The organism is Methylocucumis oryzae, assembly GCF_000963695.1.
GTDB lineage: Bacteria > Pseudomonadota > Gammaproteobacteria > Methylococcales > Methylomonadaceae > Methylovulum > Methylovulum oryzae.
This window is the reverse complement of the sequence record NZ_LAJX01000027.1, coordinates 1-17,679: the sequence shown is the minus strand read 5'-3', so window position 1 is coordinate 17,679 and position 17,679 is coordinate 1. Positions and strand designations below refer to the sequence as shown.

General features: G+C 42.2%; 16 protein-coding genes, 1 tRNA gene and 6 pseudogenes. 16 read left to right on the top strand and 7 right to left on the bottom strand.

What is annotated here, in order from left to right; genetic code table 11:
- The 4 genes and pseudogenes from VZ94_RS03680 to yfbR form a co-directional block, all read right to left on the bottom strand.
- Positions 1–477 (bottom strand): cyclic nucleotide-binding domain-containing protein, encoded by a 477-nt coding sequence (locus VZ94_RS03680; RefSeq protein ID WP_052700191.1) that lies wholly within the window; start codon positions 475–477, stop codon positions 1–3.
- Positions 477–1,172, bottom strand: coding sequence for a GAF domain-containing protein (locus tag VZ94_RS22165; protein WP_052700190.1), 696 nt, complete (start codon positions 1,170–1,172; stop codon positions 477–479). Before VZ94_RS22165 ends, VZ94_RS03680 begins: the two co-directional genes overlap by 1 nt.
- Positions 1,157–1,924 (bottom strand): HDOD domain-containing protein, encoded by a 768-nt coding sequence (locus VZ94_RS22160; RefSeq protein WP_082081357.1) that lies wholly within the window; start codon positions 1,922–1,924, stop codon positions 1,157–1,159. Before VZ94_RS22160 ends, VZ94_RS22165 begins: the two co-directional genes overlap by 16 nt.
- A 27-nt stretch (positions 1,925–1,951) precedes the next feature.
- Positions 1,952–2,552: pseudogene (gene yfbR / locus VZ94_RS03670) on the bottom strand (5'-deoxynucleotidase).
- A 90-nt stretch (positions 2,553–2,642) separates the two neighbouring features.
- Here yfbR and VZ94_RS31570 point away from each other — a divergent pair.
- From VZ94_RS31570 to greA, 9 genes and pseudogenes are all read left to right on the top strand, one after another.
- Positions 2,643–2,906: a YlqF/YawG family GTPase gene (locus VZ94_RS31570; protein WP_338040221.1), complete on the top strand. Its 264-nt coding sequence runs from the start codon at positions 2,643–2,645 to the stop codon at positions 2,904–2,906.
- A 73-nt stretch (positions 2,907–2,979) separates the two neighbouring features.
- A complete protein-coding gene (locus VZ94_RS31565; protein WP_338040220.1) occupies positions 2,980–3,573 on the top strand; it encodes a YlqF/YawG family GTPase in 594 nt (197 codons plus the stop codon).
- Between the two features lie 279 nt (positions 3,574–3,852).
- On the top strand, positions 3,853–4,971 hold the full coding sequence (gene carA, locus VZ94_RS03660) for a glutamine-hydrolyzing carbamoyl-phosphate synthase small subunit (protein WP_045778206.1): 1,119 nt from the start codon (positions 3,853–3,855) through the stop codon (positions 4,969–4,971).
- Positions 4,972–4,989: 18 nt separating this feature from the next.
- The gene (locus tag VZ94_RS22155; protein WP_052700188.1) at positions 4,990–5,811 is read left to right on the top strand and encodes an endonuclease/exonuclease/phosphatase family protein; all 822 of its coding nucleotides are present in this window, start codon (positions 4,990–4,992) and stop codon (positions 5,809–5,811) included.
- Positions 5,812–6,210 carry a hypothetical protein gene (locus VZ94_RS03650; protein ID WP_045778205.1) on the top strand — a complete coding sequence of 133 codons (399 nt, stop codon included), beginning with the start codon at positions 5,812–5,814 and terminating at the stop codon, positions 6,208–6,210.
- Between the two features lie 106 nt (positions 6,211–6,316).
- A complete protein-coding gene (locus tag VZ94_RS03645) occupies positions 6,317–6,526 on the top strand; it encodes a hypothetical protein (protein WP_045778204.1) in 210 nt (69 codons plus the stop codon).
- Between the two features lie 158 nt (positions 6,527–6,684).
- The gene (locus tag VZ94_RS33040; RefSeq protein ID WP_439097690.1) at positions 6,685–6,861 is read left to right on the top strand and encodes a type II toxin-antitoxin system RelE family toxin; all 177 of its coding nucleotides are present in this window, start codon (positions 6,685–6,687) and stop codon (positions 6,859–6,861) included.
- 7 nt (positions 6,862–6,868) lie between these two features.
- A pseudogene (carB, locus tag VZ94_RS03640) lies at positions 6,869–10,088 on the top strand (carbamoyl-phosphate synthase large subunit).
- Between the two features lie 32 nt (positions 10,089–10,120).
- Positions 10,121–10,598 (top strand): annotated as a pseudogene (gene greA / locus VZ94_RS03635) (transcription elongation factor GreA).
- Positions 10,599–10,643: 45 nt separating this feature from the next.
- Here the strand turns inward: greA and yhbY are convergent.
- Positions 10,644–10,910, bottom strand: coding sequence for a ribosome assembly RNA-binding protein YhbY (yhbY, locus tag VZ94_RS03630; RefSeq protein ID WP_045778203.1), 267 nt, complete (start codon positions 10,908–10,910; stop codon positions 10,644–10,646).
- A 39-nt stretch (positions 10,911–10,949) separates the two neighbouring features.
- Between yhbY and rlmE the strand changes: the two genes are divergently transcribed.
- The 7 genes and pseudogenes from rlmE (at position 10,950) to VZ94_RS32640 (ending at position 16,818) form a co-directional block, all read left to right on the top strand.
- On the top strand, positions 10,950–11,567 hold the full coding sequence (gene rlmE / locus VZ94_RS03625) for a 23S rRNA (uridine(2552)-2'-O)-methyltransferase RlmE (RefSeq protein WP_045778202.1): 618 nt from the start codon (positions 10,950–10,952) through the stop codon (positions 11,565–11,567).
- A gap of 133 nt (positions 11,568–11,700) precedes the next feature.
- A pseudogene (gene ftsH / locus VZ94_RS03620) lies at positions 11,701–13,621 on the top strand (ATP-dependent zinc metalloprotease FtsH).
- 71 nt (positions 13,622–13,692) lie between these two features.
- Positions 13,693–15,036, top strand: coding sequence for a phosphoglucosamine mutase (glmM, locus tag VZ94_RS03615; RefSeq protein ID WP_045778201.1), 1,344 nt, complete (start codon positions 13,693–13,695; stop codon positions 15,034–15,036).
- Positions 15,037–15,090: 54 nt separating this feature from the next.
- Positions 15,091–15,837: pseudogene (tpiA, locus tag VZ94_RS03610) on the top strand (triose-phosphate isomerase).
- Positions 15,838–15,850: 13 nt separating this feature from the next.
- On the top strand, positions 15,851–16,342 hold the full coding sequence (gene secG, locus VZ94_RS03605; RefSeq protein WP_045778200.1) for a preprotein translocase subunit SecG: 492 nt from the start codon (positions 15,851–15,853) through the stop codon (positions 16,340–16,342).
- Positions 16,343–16,348: 6 nt separating this feature from the next.
- A tRNA-Leu gene (locus tag VZ94_RS03600) sits at positions 16,349–16,433 on the top strand.
- A gap of 145 nt (positions 16,434–16,578) precedes the next feature.
- Positions 16,579–16,818, top strand: a complete 240-nt coding sequence (locus VZ94_RS32640) for an Arm DNA-binding domain-containing protein (protein ID WP_204369034.1) — start codon at positions 16,579–16,581, stop codon at positions 16,816–16,818.
- A gap of 61 nt (positions 16,819–16,879) precedes the next feature.
- Here the strand turns inward: VZ94_RS32640 and VZ94_RS24165 are convergent, their stop codons facing one another.
- Both VZ94_RS24165 and VZ94_RS27865 read right to left on the bottom strand, forming a co-directional pair.
- Entirely contained in the window at positions 16,880–17,488 is a 609-nt protein-coding gene (locus VZ94_RS24165) for a chemotaxis protein CheW (RefSeq protein ID WP_239649599.1), read from the bottom strand.
- Positions 17,424–17,679 (bottom strand): annotated as a pseudogene (locus tag VZ94_RS27865) (hypothetical protein); the annotation flags it as partial. The gene VZ94_RS24165 and the pseudogene VZ94_RS27865, both read right to left, overlap by 65 nt.

Sequence of the window (17,679 nt, the reverse complement as noted above, 5' to 3'; positions counted from 1 at the left end):
TTAATCGATTAAAGTTTCACACAATTGGCCGCTGGTTAGACGCAAAGCCTGACTTAGCAAGCCGCCAATTTTAAGTAACAATTTTACGGCTAAGGCCGGGTGTTCTTGAATTAACGCATTGAAATGGCTACGGGTCATTTTCAAGTACAAACACTCTTTTACCGCAATAACCGATGCTGAACGCGGTTGGCCATCTAGCAATGACATTTCCCCAAACGTTCGACCGGGTTTTAATTGCGCGAGTGTTTTACCTTGCTTGCTGATTTCAGCTAAGCCTTTTATTAACAGTGCCATGGCATCACCCGCGTCGCCTTCATCATAGATAAGACATGATGCGGGTATCTGGCATAATTCAAAATAATGGCTTAAAACGAGTAATTGTGACCAGGAAAACTCATGTGTCCATGCGGTTGCATCTAACATAGCGGCAATTTCCGGACTTTCTGCGTTAGATTGTTGATTTTTATTGACTTTCATCACGACTCTCTACCACTTTGTTTACGAAAAGCCGATAAACCAATGCTTGCTTGCTCGGTTAAAAATTGAAATATTTCAAAATCATTTTCTGTTAAGTGACTGCTGCTGCCATAAGCTCTATCGGCATAAATCAGGCCTGTGGCTTTACCGCTGGAGTAAATAGGCATAATAAAACATTCGTTTTTGCCTAATGCGTTACTGTCACTTAATGAATACCATTCGGGTTGCGTCTTAGGGTTGACCCAAACGGCATTCGAGGCTGACAAGGCGCGAAAAAATAAGCTAGGCGGTGTCGCTGTTACGATAAAAGATAGCTTAGCGGTCATGGTTTTGCGCCAGCCAATAGACATTTTTTCATTGAGTGTGGCTTTATTTGCCGACAGTAAGGCGAATAACACTCTATCCATGCCTATACACCGACTTATCCCTTCTAGTATAGTTTCTAACAACATATTGATATCAATGTGCTCATTAATCATGGCGGCGATTTCTTGCGAAATTTGCATTTGTAGTTGACGTTTTTCGGCTAACGGCGATACATCCGGTTCACTCGATCCGTCAGTTTCGTCCAATACGACAAAATTATTCAGTCCGAAGTGTTTAACAATCTCTTGCGCTTGTTTAGCATAACCTAACACGCGTTCGGTGATAGCTGTTTCCGGTTGATTTAACAAACTCGCTATTTTTTGGTACATAGTTGATAGGCTTTAGAATCTAATCCGGTCCTAATGGCTTGCGTAAGCTCATAGCCTAAATCAACTAATTCAGCTCTGGGATTTTTCTTTAAAGGAAACTTGTCTGTAGCGTCTTCAATTAAGCCACCTAATTTCCAAATTTTGCTTAAAGGTTGTGATAAGTCAGCGAGTTTAAAGCCTAGTGTTTTTTTTTCGGCGTCTTCTTTGCTATAGCCTAAACGAAGCAGTTTTTGAATTTTCTCACCGGGTTCGCCGCTATAACACCAAAACGAAATTTTGCCAATATTATTTAACAATGTAGCGACAAAAACCTCTTCAGGCGATGGGTCGCGTAATGCAATTGCCAAGGCTTTCGCTTGAAACGCTGCGTGTACGGCTAAGGCAATTTCTTCAGCGGCTTGTTCCTTATTAACAGAGGATTCAATCGATTCTAAGAAGGAGCAGAGTAATGTGATTTCACGAATCACTTCTGAGCCTAAATTAATAATAGCGCGTGATACGGTGACCATTTTATGCCGATTAGGATTGTAGTACGCGCTGTTGCTGACTTTCAGTAATTTTAACGTGAGATTAGGGTCTTGCAGAATAACGGAAGCCAGTTCCAAGGTGCCTTTTCTTTCATCGCTCATAACCGCATGGACGCGTTGCGCGGTGTTGAAAAAGATAGGCATCTTATATTCGGCTAGCGTAGTGAGCCAATCGTCAAATGAACTGGGTTCCGCTATAGGTTCAGAGGTATTTTGTTCCATCATGTATTATTTTTAGTTACTAAACAAAGGCTAATACGTTTTCATTAAACCATCTAAGGTTAAGCCGCAACTGGGTGCAAAGGCTTGCATAAAAAAAACAACTTCCGGCTGTTCTGATTGAGTGATCAGCGTGGCTAACTGCTCGGCGGCTAATTCAAATTCTTGATTACCGGCTTTTAATTCCGCTTGGCATTTTAAATAAGCTGATATTTTATCGGCGGCTTTGATGATTTGTTTATAGGCTTCCGGTAATTGTTCTTGCCGTACCAGCGCATCGAAATCAGCGCGTAATTGCTCAGGTAATAACGCTAACAACTCATGCTCTGCTTGTTGCTCTATTTGTTTATAGGCCTTACATATGGCATCGGAGTGATATTTGATAGGCGTTGGTAAGTCTCCGGTAATGACTTCGGTAATGTCGTGATATAACGCAGCCGTAGCAATCGCATTCGCATCAACCTCGCCATTAAAGTAGCGATTTTTAATTAATGCCAGAGTATGTGCGATAACCGCTACTTCCCAGCTATGTTCCATGACATTTTCTTCATGCGCATTGCGTTTTTAAGCCCCAGCGCTTAATCCAGCGTAGTCGGGTTAAATAGGCATAAAAACTACTGGTTATTGCCGTCATAGGTTGTGTTATTGCCATAATCATCGCGTAAAGTGCTTAAAACCCTTACTATACTCGCATCAGTTTTGACTTTTAAGTGTTAATCAGCGTATGTCTATCCAATGGTATCCCGGCCACATGCATAAAGCCGGTAAAGAGATTAAAGAGGTTTTGCCTAAAATTGACGTGGTTATTGAGATTCTCGATGCTCGAATTCCGTTTAGCAGCCAAAATCCACTCTTACACGCCATTCGTGCTGATAAGCCTTGTTTAAAACTGTTGCACAAATGTGATTTAGCCGACCCTGACTTTACTCAGCAGTGGCAAGATTTTTTTCGAGACGGCGCAAAATGTAAAAACGCTAACCACGCATAACACCCAGCTAGAAAAAATTCGCTTAATCCCCGGTTTATGCCAAAAACTAGCGGCCAGTGATAAAGCGAGTCATGTGACTCATGCGCTAGTCGTGGGTATTCCGAATGTTGGAAAATCCACGCTAATCAATTTACTTGCGGGACGGGTTATCGCTAAAACCGGCAATGAACCGGCGATAACTAAGATGCTGCAACGCATAGAAATTAACCCGCAGTTTATTTTGCATGATTCGCCAGGCATGTTATGGCCTAACTTGGAAAATAAAAACAGCGCGTATCGATTGGCGGTTACTGGGGCCATTAAAGATACCGCGATAAGTCATGACGATGTTGCGTTGTTTGCGACGGATTATTTATGGCAACACTATCCTGAATTGCTCAGCCAGCGTTATGCTTTGGCAGAACGCCCCGCAAATGGCCAAGAATTACTCATTATGATAGGTAAGCGACGTGGCTGCTTGCGCTCTGGTGGTCTTGTCGATATTGATAAAGCCGCCAAACTCTTACTCACGGAATTTCGTAGCGGGCATTTAGGTGCGATAAGCCTAGAAACACCTGCTATGATGGCTACCGAATTAACTGAGTTAGAGTGTATTCGCGCTGAAAAAGCTGCGCTAAAACAACAGCGAAAAGCACAATGGCGGCAAAAAGCAAAGGCAACGCATTAGAATTAGGGCTACCAACTTAAGTAGGGACAGAGCATTCAGAGCGCAGGACGCCGTAAATACATCCCTGTAGGCTTAGTGGCAGCATCCCTGCTGCCAACACCTACGCTCTAAATGCCCTGTCCCTACTTGGGATTGTCCCGTCTAAAGTGCATAGCCAAAATTAGGCGAAATTCTTAATGACCAAGACGCGATAATTTCGTAAAATTCCTTCAGTTTTGGAATTGATAACGGGATGCGCTCGTTCAGAGCTCATCCCGTTTTGCATATTTGAGGTGGTGTTTGGCTAAATCGGCTTTATTAGTATTAGAAGATGGCTCTGTATTTTCTGGAGTCTCCATAGGTATAGACGGCTTAAGTGTCGGCGAAGTGGTATTTAATACCGCAATGACGGGTTATCAAGAGATATTGAGTGATCCGTCGTATGCCAAACAAATAGTAACGCTAACCTATCCGCATATAGGTAATGTTGGTACAAACTCAGAAGACAATGAGTCTAGTCAAGTCTATGCGGCGGGCTTAGTGATTCGTGATTTGCCGTTATTAGCTAGCAATTGGCGTTGCCAACAAAGCTTATCGGATTATTTAAGCGCTAACCGTGTAGTGGCGATTGCCGATATAGACACACGCCGATTAACACGGCTGTTACGCGACAAAGGTGCGCAACGTGGATGTATTATCGCAGGCGACACGCTTGATCAAGGGCTAGCACTACAAGCGATTGATGGCTTTGCCGGTTTAAAAGGGCTGGATTTAGCGAAAGAAGTCACCACTCATACGCGTTATGAATGGCGGGAAAATACGTGGTCGTTAGAACAAGGTCATAAACCAGCCGAACAGTTAAGCAAACATGTCGTCGCTTATGATTTTGGCGTTAAACGCAATATTTTACGGTTATTAGTCAATCGTGGTTGCCGTGTTACCGTGGTGCCTGCAACCACTTCAGCCGATGAGGTGTTAGCCTTAAAGCCAGATGGTATCTTTTTATCCAATGGTCCTGGCGATCCAGAGCCTTGTGATTATGCGATTAACGCCATTAAAACCTTGTTAACTGAACAAATCCCTGTGTTTGGTATTTGTTTAGGTCATCAATTATTGGCTTTAGCCAGCGGTGCGCAAACTGAGAAAATGAAGTTTGGTCATCACGGTGCGAATCACCCCGTGATTGATATTGCAACAGGCCGCGTCATGATTAGTAGCCAAAACCATGGCTTTGCCGTCAACGAAGCCAGTTTGCCCGCAAACCTTATCGCGACGCATCGCTCGTTATTTGACGGTAGTTTACAAGGTATTAAGCGCACTGATGTACCTGCGTTCAGCTTTCAAGGTCATCCAGAAGCGAGCCCAGGGCCGCATGATGTGGAAGGGTTGTTTGATGGGTTTGTGGCGATGATGACTTAAGTTCGCATGTATTAAGCGATGAAACTGTTGTTTTGGAACATCAACAGAAAAGCGCTTGTTGATGAAATTAAATGGCTATGTGATTGCTATGATGTTGATATATTCGTTTTAGCGGAAAATGTTTTATCGGATATTCAGCTATTGCCCATTCTAAATAAGAAAACTCATAGAATCTTTATCGTGCCGCCGTCTAGGCAATCCAGCAAAATTTCCTTTTTTACTCGCTTTCATAAGTTCGAGCCAGTATATGATGATTCATGGGGAGTGATTAGAAAAATCACTCATCCTTTTGGTATTGAGTTACTGCTCGTCGCTGTGCATTTGCCTAGTAAATTACGCATGGATGAGCGCGAACAGGCGGCTATCGCAACCAGAATAGCAAATGAGATTGACAAGCAAGAGCTTAAGCAAGGACATACCCGCACATTAGTCATAGGGGATTTTAATATGAATCCATTTGAAACAGGTATGGTTAGCGCCGAAGGATTTCATGCCGTGATGGATAAACAGATTGCGTTAAAGCAAAGCCGTACCGTGCAAGGGATGGATAGAAAATATTTTTATAATCCGATGTGGAGTCGGTTAGGTGATGATTCCATCGGCAGTCCTGGTACTTACTTTCATAAATCACCGACCATGATTGACCCTTTTTGGCATACGTTAGATCAGGTTTTACTGCGACCATCATTGCTAGCTAGTTTTAAATCGGATGCTTTAGTGGTTATTGACCAAATTGCTGATAAGAGTCTTGTCGAGCGTGGAAAGCCAGCTAGTCAATTTTCCGATCACTTACCGTTAATGATAAAACTTGACATGTCTTTACTACTTGGAGGTCATTAAATGTCCAATTTAAGCTCGATTTTTGATGGTGTCATTGATACAGAAATCACTGTTAAACCGCCTTTAGCTGTTTTAAAAGAACTGGGGCAGGAATTAGAGAAAAGGACTCAAGGGTTGTTAGTGGGTAGTGTAGAACAAAGAACGATTCGGACTCCATATGGCGACAACTTCAGTATAGAATTTGATATTACTGCTCCTGCTCTTAATAATTATTGTTTCCATGTTCTTACAATTAGTCATGATTTTGATTTGTACCCCTTAAAAATTGAGGATAGAAGAGGAGAATATAAAGATGCTGATAATCAAGACAAATTGGAACAAGCGCTAAAAGAGATTTTTTCTTCATCCGAAGTTAAAAAAGCAATTAATGGTTTGCTCGCACAAATCAAATCGGCCTAAAAGCTTTGCTACATAGCAACACTTTTAGTAAGCTGGAAAAAAACGAGAACAACCGGCTTGCGTTTCTCAAAACCATTTTTCAACCATTATCAACAGAGCCAAAACTATGCTAATCCTTAACCTTGATGCTGAAACTGAGCAAACGCTTACCGCTCTCGCACAAACCCAGCAACAAAGTATCGAACAAGTATTAGCTGAGGCGTTAAAGCTTTATCGTGACGAAGAGCAACGCGAAAATAATGAGTTGAATGCCTTAGCGAGTACTCGTATGAACGATGGTAGGGCATTTATCGCTGTCTCTCTGGATGATTTATAATCACGCTATGTAGCCAATCAATGTCTGATAAATTCATTCATGGCTTACTATGTACTCACTAGCATTTCACCCGCTCGCACTCAAGGAATGGCGTAAACTTGATAACACGATACGCGAACAGTTTAAGGAAAAACTGGTAGAGCGGCTGGAAAATCCTTGTGTTCCATCGGCCTATTGGCAAAGATCGTTACAAAATAAAATTACGCAGTGTGGGTTATCGTTTAGTGTACGAGGTTCGCAATAACGAATTGCTTGTTATCGTTATTGCTGTAGGAAAGCGAGAACGAAAAACAGTCTATCGTAATGCCGACAATAGAAAAAATATTAACTTTTGAAGAGAATATGCCCAAAAGAACCGACATAAAATCCATCTTATTATTAGGCGCTGGCCCTATCGTGATAGGCCAAGCCTGTGAATTCGATTACTCTGGCACTCAAGCCTGTAAAGCGTTACGCGAAGAAGGTTATCGCGTGATTTTGGTGAATTCCAATCCGGCGACGATTATGACCGATCCCGATATGGCGGATGCGGTGTATATCGAGCCTATAGATTGGCAAACCGTTGAAAAAATTATTGAAAAAGAACGTCCTGACGCCATATTGCCGACGATGGGCGGACAAACTGCGCTGAATTGTGCGTTAGCCTTAGATAAGCACGGCGTATTAGCAAAATACGGCGTGGAAATGATAGGTGCGACTAAGGAAGCGATTAATAAAGCCGAAGATAGGCAATTATTTAACGATGCGATGCGCCGCATAGGTTTTGAAGTGGCAAAATCTAAAATTGCGCATTCTATGGAAGAGGCGCTAGCGGCACAAAAAGAAGTCGGTTACCCAACGGTTATTAGACCATCGTTTACTATGGGTGGCAGCGGCGGCGGTATTGCCTATAACCGGGAAGAGTTTATTGAGATTTGCGAGCGCGGTTTAGAGTTGTCGCCTACCAACGAGTTACTGATTGAAGAATCTGTATTAGGTTGGAAAGAATACGAAATGGAAGTGGTTAGGGATAAAAACGATAACTGCATTATTGTCTGTTCGATAGAAAAATTTTGACCCTATGGGTGTGCATACCGGTGATTCTATTACCGTAGCACCGGCACAAACCTTAACTGATAAGGAATATCAAATCTTACGCAATGTGGCAGTAGCTGTGTTACGTGAGATTGGTGTCGATACGGGTGGCTCTAACGTACAAGTCGCAATTAACCCTGAAAACGGCCGTTTAATCGTTATTGAAATGAATCCACGCGTATCGCGCTCGTCAGCATTAGCATCAAAAGCGACCGGGTTTCCTATTGCCAAAGTAGCCGCTAAATTGGCCGTTGGCTTTACGTTAGATGAGTTGAAAAACGAAATTACCGGTGGTTTAACCCCTGCCTCATTTGAGCCTAGTATTGACTATGTCGTTACTAAAGTGCCTAGGTTTACGTTTGAAAAATTCCCGCAAGCCGATAATCGCTTAACGACACAAATGAAGTCGGTGGGTGAAATTATGGCGATAGGCCGTAATTTCCAAGAGTCGCTACAAAAAGCGTTACGTGGTTTGGAAATTGGCATTAGCGGTTTAGATGAAATCATAGATTTGCAAAGCGAAGATGCGGTAGAAATCATCACGCGGGAAATCCGTCATCCAGGGCCAGACCGGTTACGTTATGTTGCCGATGCGTTTCGCGCGGGCATGAGCGTAACGGAAGTGCATGAGATTTGTAAAATTGATCCTTGGTTTTTAGCGCAAATCGATGATTTGGTTAGCAGTGAAAAAGCGTTATCGACCAAAACCTTATCGATGTTAAGCAAAGATGAGTTATTTAAGCTTAAACGCAAAGGTTTTTCCGATATTCGGTTGGCTAAGTTATTAAACGCATCAGAAAATGAAGTGCGTAGTATTCGGCATCAAAACGGCATACGCCCAGTCTATAAGCGCATTGATTCTTGTGCGGCAGAATTTTCTTCGGATACGGCATATTTATATTCGACGTATGACCAAGAGTGCGAAGCGAATGTTACTACTAGAGAAAAAATTATTATCTTAGGTGGTGGCCCTAACCGGATTGGTCAAGGTATAGAATTTGATTATTGTTGTGTCCATGCTGCGCTTGCGTTACGCGAGAATGGCTACGAAACGATTATGGTGAATTGCAACCCAGAAACTGTTTCGACGGATTTTGATACGTCTGACCGCTTATACTTTGAATCGCTGACTTTAGAAGATGTTTTAGAAATTGTTCACTTAGAACAACCTAAAGGCGTAATTGTGCAATATGGTGGCCAAACGCCGTTAAAACTCGCGCGTGCTTTAGAAGCGGCAGGCGTGCCGATTATTGGTACATCGCCCGATTCTATTGATTTAGCTGAAGATCGTGAGCGTTTTCAAAAGCTTATTGAGCGTTTAGAATTAAAACAACCACCTAACCGCACGGCGCGTTCGGTTGAACAAGCCTTATCGGCCGCTAAAGAACTGGGCTATCCATTAGTAGTAAGGCCTTCTTATGTCTTAGGCGGTAGAGCAATGGAAATCGTTTTTAGTGAAGAGGGTTTGCAGCGTTATATGAAAGAAGCGGTTAGTGTGTCTAATGACTCACCTGTGTTATTAGACCGTTTCTTAGACGATGCTGTTGAGATGGATGTAGACGCGATTTACGATGGTGAGCAGTTGTTAATCGGCGGCTTAATGGAGCATATTGAACAAGCCGGTGTGCATTCGGGTGATTCTGCTTGCTCATTACCGCCTTACGAGTTATCTCAGCATATTCAGGATAGGGTACGCGAGCAAGTTGTCAAACTCGCCAAAGCATTAGGTGTTAAAGGTTTAATGAATACGCAATTTGCGGTTCAAGGCGATGATATTTATGTGCTTGAGGTTAACCCTAGAGCGTCAAGAACAGCGCCATTCGTGTCTAAAGCAACTGGGTATCCTTTAGCTAAAATTGCCGCATTAGTGATGGTGGGTCAATCGTTAACACAACAAGGCGTCACTAAGGAGCGCATTCCACCTTATTTTTCAGTTAAAGAAGCGGTGTTTCCTTTTGTTAAATTCCCAGGTGTCGACCCATTACTAGGGCCTGAAATGAAGTCAACAGGCGAAGTTATGGGGGTGGGCAAAACCTTTGGTGAAGCGTTTGCTAAATCGCAACGTGCTGCCGGAGTAAAACTAGACCATAGCGGAAAAGTATTATTTAGCATTCGTGATGCCGATAAAACTAAAGCGCCTGAAATTGCTAGAATGTTAATCGCTAAAAATTATCAAATAGTTGCCACAGGTGGTACCGCTAAAATTCTTAAAGAAGCCGGTATACCTTGTGAATTAGTTTATAAAGTTTATGAAGGTCGACCTAATACCGTGGATATGATAAAAAACGGCCAAATTCAATTAATTATCAATACCACCGAAGGTAAAAAAGCCATTTCAGATTCATTTACTATGCGCAGAGAGGCTTTACAGCATCGCGTGTCGTATTACACAACAATGGCAGGTGCAAAAGCCGCTTGTTATGCGTTAGGCGAATTAGAGGCGGGCAATGTCAATTGTTTGCAAGAGTTACATAACAGTTTGAATTAATTAGGAAGAAAGAATAAGAGGAGTGGTAATCAATGAGTAAAACACCTTTAACCGTGACAGGCGCAGAAAAGCTAAGAGCGGAGTTAGAAGAACTTAAGACAGTTGTACGTCCCCGCATTATTGCGGCTATCGCATCTGCGCGCGAGCACGGTGATTTAAAAGAAAATGCTGAATATCATGCGGCGCGTGAGCAACAAAGTTTTGCTGAAGGTCGTATTGCAGAAATCGAGGCGAAATTATCAAAACGCTCAAATTATTGATGTCACAAAATTAGATGCCAATGGTAAAGTCGTATTTGGTGCGACAGTAGTTATTGAAGATTTAGACACTGAGAAAACTGTACAATATCAAATTGTTGGAGAAGACGAAGCTAACATAAAAGAAGGTAGAATTTCTGTTGGTTCACCTATTGCGCGTGCGTTAATTGGAAAAGAGACGGGCGATGTGGTTACCGTAAAGGCACCGGCTGGCAATACTGAATACGAAATCATTTCGATAGAATACGTTTAATTAGACAAAAACTTGCGCAAAACAGCTTGTCTTGCGCAAGTTAGGTTACTTATTAGGGTTGCGTTTGTATAAAACAGTCATTTGCCCTATAGTTTGAATGAGCGCTGAGCCAGTACGCTGAACCATCATTTCTGTCATTTGCTTGCGTTCCTCGCGTTCTGCCCGTATCTTAACCTTAATCAATTCATGATAAGCTAAAGCAGCTTCGATTTCAGCTAGCACGGCATCGGTTAAACCTGCATGACCAATTAACACAACCGGTTTTAACCCATGCGCATCGGCTTTTAGCTTTTTCTTGTCTATTATTTCCATAAAATTCCTATCACAAAAACCTGAGCACTATACCGCAGCATGGCAAGAAGTAAAAGCAGCCATCTTTGGCTAAAAGAGCATTTCGACGATGAATATGTCAAAATGGCCCAGGCACAGGGCTATCGTTCGCGTGCTGTCTATAAACTAAAAGAAATTCAAGACAAAGAGCAACTAATAAAGCCTAATATGAACATCGTCGATTTAGGTGCTGCTCCGGGTGGTTGGTCACAATATGCTAGGCAATTATTGGATAAAAACAGTAAACTTATAGCCCTAGATATTTTGCCAATGGAAGCAATTGCCGGGGTAGATATTATTCAAGGGGACTTCACTGAAGAAGAGGTCTTACAGAATTTATATGCAATACTTGACAATTCAGCAATAAACTTAATTATGTCTGATATGGCGCCGAATATGAGCGGTAATAAAGATACCGATCAAGCGCGATCAGTCTATTTAGCCGAATTGGCCTTAGCGATGGCAGAAGAGGTGCTAGTCAAAAATGGCAGTTTCTTAATTAAAGCTTTTCAAGGCTCAGGCTTTGAAAATTTACATAGAGATATACAATGTAGGTTTAATAAGGTTGTTATCAAAAAGCCGAAAGCTTCTAGGCCCCGTAGTAACGAAGTATATATTTTAGCTAAGGGCTTTAAATAACTTATTAAGTCCTTATATAAAAAACAAAACACATTGAGTTATCTCAATATACAAACGTTCAGGCAACAAAAACCTGATACAATCTAGTAGTTTAAGTAGCTGTATAAGCTTTAGGGTGTGTAATTTGAACGACATGATAAAAAATATAGTCTTGTGGATTGTCATCGCAGTCGTATTAATGTCCTTGTTTAACAACTTTGGGCCACAAAGCGACCGAGCAGACTCGTCATTATCTTATTCGCAATTTATCGAAGCGGTAAAAACAGGACAAGTCCAGCAAGTTGTTATCGACGAGCACATCGTCAAAGGCAAGATGCAAAGTGGCCAGGTGTTTAAAACCTATGCGCCATCTGACCCGCATTTAGTCGATGACTTGTTAGCGAATGGCGTTGAAATCAAAGCCGTACCGCCCGAACAACCCTCTATGCTGATGCAGCTTCTGGTGTCGTTTGGTCCCATGTTGTTATTGGTTGCGGTATGGGTATTCTTTATGCGACAAATGCAAGGTGGTGGCGCTGGTGGTCGAGGCGCTATGAGCTTTGGTAAAAGTAAAGCAAGAATGCTAGAAGAAGACCAAATCAAGGTGACGTTTGCTGATGTTGCAGGTTGCGATGAGGCTAAAGAAGAAGTCGCTGAAATGGTTGATTTCTTAAAAGATCCAGCCAAATATCAGCGTTTAGGTGGCAAAATTCCACGCGGCGCGTTAATGATTGGTCCTCCTGGCACAGGTAAAACTTTATTAGCTCGCGCTATTGCGGGCGAAGCCAAAGTGCCATTTTTCACGATTTCTGGTTCTGATTTTGTTGAAATGTTTGTTGGTGTCGGTGCATCACGTGTACGTGATATGTTTGATCAAGCCAAAAAACATGCGCCTTGCATCATATTTATCGACGAAATCGACGCTGTGGGTCGTCAACGTGGCGCAGGTTTAGGGGGCGGCAACGACGAGCGCGAACAAACATTAAACCAATTACTCGTTGAAATGGACGGTTTTGAGGGTAATGAAGGTATTATCGTAATCGCCGCGACGAATCGACCGGATGTATTAGATAAAGCTTTGTTACGTCCAGGTCGTTTTTGATCGTCAGGTGACTGTCGGTTTGCCTGACGTTAGGGGGCGTGAACAAATATTAAAAGTTCATTTGAAAAAAGTACCTGTTTCCGACGATGTGGAAATTAAATACATAGCACAAGGTACACCAGGCTTTTCCGGTGCTGATCTTGCTAACTTAATTAACGAAGCGGCTTTATTTGCTGCGCGTATGAATAAGCGCTTAGTGAGCATGTATGATTTAGAAAAAGCCAAAGACAAGCTCATCATGGGTGCCGAAAGACATACCATGGTCATGGGTGAAAAAGAAAAACGCATGACGGCTTATCATGAAGCGGGTCATGCAATTGTTGGTCGCTTAACGCCAGAACACGACCCAGTTTATAAAGTCAGTATCATGCCGCGTGGTCGCGCATTAGGTATTACCATGTTTTTACCTGAAAAAGACCAATATAGTGCGAGTAAACAAAAGCTAGACAGTATGATTTCTAGTCTTTATGGCGGTAGAATCGCAGAAGAATTGGTCTTTGGTTGGGAGCAAGTTAGCACAGGCGCTTCTAACGATATAGAGCGAGCTACCGAATTAGCGCGTAATATGGTGACTAAATGGGGATTATCTCAACGTTTAGGCCCATTATCGTATAGCGATGAAGAAGGTGAAATCTTCTTAGGTCGTTCTGTTACTCAACACAAGTCGGTTGCAGAAGAAACATCGCATACTATTGATGAAGAAATCCGTTCGTTTATCGATAGAAACTACGAACGTGCTGAGCGCATTATCAAAGAAAATATTGACATCTTACATGCGATGGCTGATGCGTTAATGAAGTATGAAACTATTGATAAAGACCAAATTGAGGATTTAATGGCACGTCGTCCTGTTAGGCCTCCGCAAAACTGGGATGACACGCCTCCTAAAGGTGATACGTCTTACGAGGAATTAAAAAGCAAAGATGATAAAAATGCCGAGCCTTCGTTTAGTAGCACTGCTCAGCAAAATTAAAGCATCGGTATATAAAGAGAGGCTATAACCTCTCTTTTATAGTTTTTAGTCTCGTACCCTTTAAACGCTTCATGTCTTCAAAAAAATATTTTGGCACCGATGGTATACGCGGGAAGGTCGGTGAGCATCCGATTACCGCAGATTTCTTATTAAAACTTGGATGGGCTGCAGGTCAAGTTTTTGCTAACGAAGGTCACGATTTTATCTTAGTCGGCAAAGATACCCGAATATCAGGTTATATGTTTGAATCCGCATTAGAAGCGGGCTTAACGGCTGCTGGTATGAATGCGCGTATGTTAGGACCTATGCCAACGCCGGGGATTGCCTATTTAACAAGAACCTTAAGAGCGCAAGCCGGTATTGTTATCAGTGCTTCTCATAACCCCTATTACGATAACGGTATTAAATTTTTCTCCAGTCAAGGCGCTAAACTTCCTGATGAAACCGAAGAAAAAATCGAATACTACCTAGATTTACCGATGACAACGGCAGAATCATCAAAATTAGGTAAAGCCAAGCGCATTGTCGATGCACCTGGGCGCTACATAGAATTCTGTAAAGCGAGTATTTCGCCTAATCTTGATTTCAATAAGCTAAAAATAGTGGTGGACTGCGCTCATGGCGCAACTTACCACATTGCACCACATGTATTTGCTGAAGTCGGCGCCAATGTTATTGCAATAGGCACTACACCAAATGGTCTTAATATTAACGACGGCTGTGGTGCAACTAAACCAGATTTGCTAGTTCAAACGGTATTAGCACAACAAGCTGATTTAGGTATCGCTTTAGACGGTGATGGCGATAGAGTCATCATGGTCGATCACAAAGGTGAAGTTGTCGACGGTGATGAGTTAATTTATATCATTGCAAAGGCCAAGCTTGCTGCAGGGCAAATGACAGGGCCGGTTATTGGTACACTGATGACTAATTTAGGGATGGAGCACAGCTTAAATCAGTTAGGTATACAATTAATCAGAGCCAAGGTGGGTGACCGCTATGTCATGGAGATGATTAATAAACATCAAAGTGTCTTAGGGGGCGAGAACTCCGGTCACATTATCTGCTTAGACAAGACTACAACAGGCGATGGAATTATAGCGGCACTGCAAGTACTTGCTGAAATTCAGACGAGCGGAAAAACCTTGCATGAATTAAAAAAGGGTATGCAAAAATATCCGCAAGTACTCATAAATTTAAAAACTGCAAAAAAAATAAATTTAGAGCATAACGAATTAGTGCAAGCAGCAATAAAATCTACAGAATCTAAGCTAGGTGAGCAGGGGCGTGTTTTGCTTAGGGCTTCAGGTACAGAGCCATTAATTCGCGTTATGGTTGAAGGTGAGCATAAAGAGACTGTGCAATATTGCGCTGATGAATTAGCTAATGAAGTAAAAAAAGCAATAAGTGCTTGAACACATAAACCCAACCTTATATCATAGCTAGTTTTATTGCATCTAGGAGTCATAATGCGTCAACCTCTCGTTGTTGGAAATTGGAAAATGAACGGCACACGCGCGAGTGCGACAGCGCTTGCGCAAAGCATCATCGCTGGTTTAGGTGATAATAGCGCAGCTATTGCCATTTGCGCTCCTTTTGTCTATTTACCAAGCTTAAGCGAGCTTACTCAAGGTACTAAGTTAGGCTTAGGTGCACAAAAATGTTGCTGATAAAGCATCAGGTGCTTATACAGCGAAGTTTCTGCCAGCATGTTGAAAGAATTCGGTTGCCAATATGTATTAGTCGGGCACTCTGAACGCCGCACGTATTATGGTGATACTGATCAATCCGTTGCTGAGCGTTTTTGCCAAGCCCAAACACAACAGCTTATCCCTATTTTGTGCATTGGCGAGACCTTAGAGCAACGCGAAGCAGACCAAACCTTTGCTGTTGTCGAGCAACAATTAGATGCCGTTATCAATCTAGCAGGCATCAATGCTTTAAGTGCGGCGGTTATTGCTTATGAGCCGGTGTGGGCAATAGGCACGGGTAAAACCGCTACTGACCAACAAGCGCAAGAGGTTCATCAACACATTCGCCAGTATATAGCAGCAAAAGACGCAAGTATTGCTGAAAAAATCCAAATTTTATACGGCGGAAGTGCTAAACCAGACAATGCCAAAGGCTTGTTTGCTATGCCTGACATCGATGGTGGTCTCATTGGTGGAGCCTCTTTAGATGCCGACTCATTTTTAAAAATCTACAATTCAATATAAAAATAATAACTACATGTACCAAATAATTATTGTCATTCATGTTTTGCTAGGCTTAGGTATTATAGGACTCATCTTAATTCAGCATGGCAAGGGTGCAGACGCAGGTGCAACGTTTGGTGCTGGTGCTTCTGCTTCTGTTTTCGGCGCACAAGGCGCAGGGTCATTTTTAACCAGAACTACAGCCATATTTGCCACTTTATTTTTTATGACTAGCTTAGGTTTATCGGTCTTAAATGGGAAGAAAAATACCAATTATGATTTAATGAGCCAAGAAGCTGAGCAACAAAGCATTACAATTCCAAACCCCGTTCCTGATAAACAACCTGAAACGAATACATTGCCTGCTCAGCCAATTTCTGAAGCGCCAGTCTCAAACGCACCGACAGCAACTACCGCGCCTGCAGCAACATCTGAAGTACAAAAAACTGAGGCAGCACAGCAACCTGCTGTTTCTTCAGAATCTGTTGCACAACCAGCTTCAGAAGCAAAACCTGAACAGAAATAACAATATGCCGATGTGGTGAAATTGGTAGACACGCCATCTTGAGGGGGTGGTGACGAAAGTCATGCCGGTTCGAGTCCGGCCATCGGTACCAAATAAGCATTTTAAGAAGTTCAACGAAATACACAAACCCGCAAGTTATCTGGCTTAGCGGGTTTTTTATTGTCCAATGAAATCCAGCTAAATACGAAAAAAGAGGAGTATTAAGAGGAGTGCTGGACTTAAATTGACTATCCAGTATTCCAAAAATCAATTGGGAGTACTCCATTAGGGCTACCAAACTCAATAAAGATACGGCGTACAGGGCTGCCAAATCGCAGGAAAAAGATTATAAAATCAGTGATGGCGGCGGTTTGTCGTTGCTCGTTAAAACCGACGGTGTTAAGCGATGGATGTTTGATTATCGGTTTAACGGTAAAAGAAACACGCTTGGTCTTGGTCTATATCCGGACATCACGTTAGCGGTGGCTATGCCATAGTGTTCAGCGAGGATATTTAGCCATTTGGCGCTGACGAAAAATGATAAATGAACATTTCTCTTTAGTACTCTAAATCCATTACCGGCTGTTCTTTTCGGACAGCTGATAGGATTAAGTCTTGATCAAGCACAACCAGCATTTTACCGGGTACGCTACTGTCTTGAATATTAACCAACGCTTTGATGTAACCTCCGTCGCTACGCAATAGCTCACTTAATTTGCGCATTTGCCCTTTTTCAAAAGTGGGAATAGCATCTAGCGCATCAACGAGTAAGCCTATCAAGCCTTTTTTGGTGCGCACCACAATAATTTCGCCTGTTAACTTTTCCCTATTATTTTGAACCGGCTTAGTTTGAGTTAAGATTTTGCCATCGATAACGATAATGGGCACATGCTCGCCATGCCCATTAGGGCTGTTATCGGAATAAATAACACTGCCTAAAATATAAGATTTTACACCGGGTAAGTAATTTAATAACGAAACATCGACAGCTTCTAAGACATCATGCGCCGTAAAAGCAAACACTTCATTGCCAATATAAAAAGTCGCTAAATCTATTGTTTCACCAACGATTGGCTCTTGAGGGTAATTAATGACCTCTCGTTCAGAAATACCAACGTTTTTCTGATTTTTTTCCGATAGGGATAAACATGAATGCAGCGACATCATTTTGATAGTCACCCGTTGTTTTAAACTCGCGGTAACCGCGCGATGAATAACAACCCACCGCATAATAAATTTTATCGTAAAGCACAATTTTGGATTTGCCCGTCCCTTGTTGTAATTCAAAAAATTCTGGGTCAATCCACAATATATCGCCTTTTTTGTATTTTGATTTATCAGTCGCCGCGATAATTCTG

Excerpts from the sequence above, each read along its gene's own strand:
- VZ94_RS03680 (WP_052700191.1), bottom strand. The coding sequence starts at position 477 with ATGAAAGTCAATAAAAATCAACAATCTAACGCAGAAAGTCCGGAAATT.
- VZ94_RS22165 (WP_052700190.1), bottom strand. The coding sequence starts at position 1,172 with ATGTACCAAAAAATAGCGAGTTTGTTAAATCAACCGGAAACAGCTATC.
- VZ94_RS22160 (WP_082081357.1), bottom strand. The coding sequence starts at position 1,924 with ATGATGGAACAAAATACCTCTGAACCTATAGCGGAACCCAGTTCATTT.
- VZ94_RS31570 (WP_338040221.1), top strand. The coding sequence starts at position 2,643 with ATGTCTATCCAATGGTATCCCGGCCACATGCATAAAGCCGGTAAAGAG.
- VZ94_RS22155 (WP_052700188.1), top strand. The coding sequence starts at position 4,990 with ATGAAACTGTTGTTTTGGAACATCAACAGAAAAGCGCTTGTTGATGAA.
- VZ94_RS03650 (WP_045778205.1), top strand. The coding sequence starts at position 5,812 with ATGTCCAATTTAAGCTCGATTTTTGATGGTGTCATTGATACAGAAATC.
- VZ94_RS03645 (WP_045778204.1), top strand. The coding sequence starts at position 6,317 with ATGCTAATCCTTAACCTTGATGCTGAAACTGAGCAAACGCTTACCGCT.
- yhbY (WP_045778203.1), bottom strand. The coding sequence starts at position 10,910 with ATGGAAATAATAGACAAGAAAAAGCTAAAAGCCGATGCGCATGGGTTA.
- rlmE (WP_045778202.1), top strand. The coding sequence starts at position 10,950 with ATGGCAAGAAGTAAAAGCAGCCATCTTTGGCTAAAAGAGCATTTCGAC.
- glmM (WP_045778201.1), top strand. The coding sequence starts at position 13,693 with ATGTCTTCAAAAAAATATTTTGGCACCGATGGTATACGCGGGAAGGTC.
- secG (WP_045778200.1), top strand. The coding sequence starts at position 15,851 with ATGTACCAAATAATTATTGTCATTCATGTTTTGCTAGGCTTAGGTATT.
- VZ94_RS24165 (WP_239649599.1), bottom strand. The coding sequence starts at position 17,488 with ATGATGTCGCTGCATTCATGTTTATCCCTATCGGAAAAAAATCAGAAA.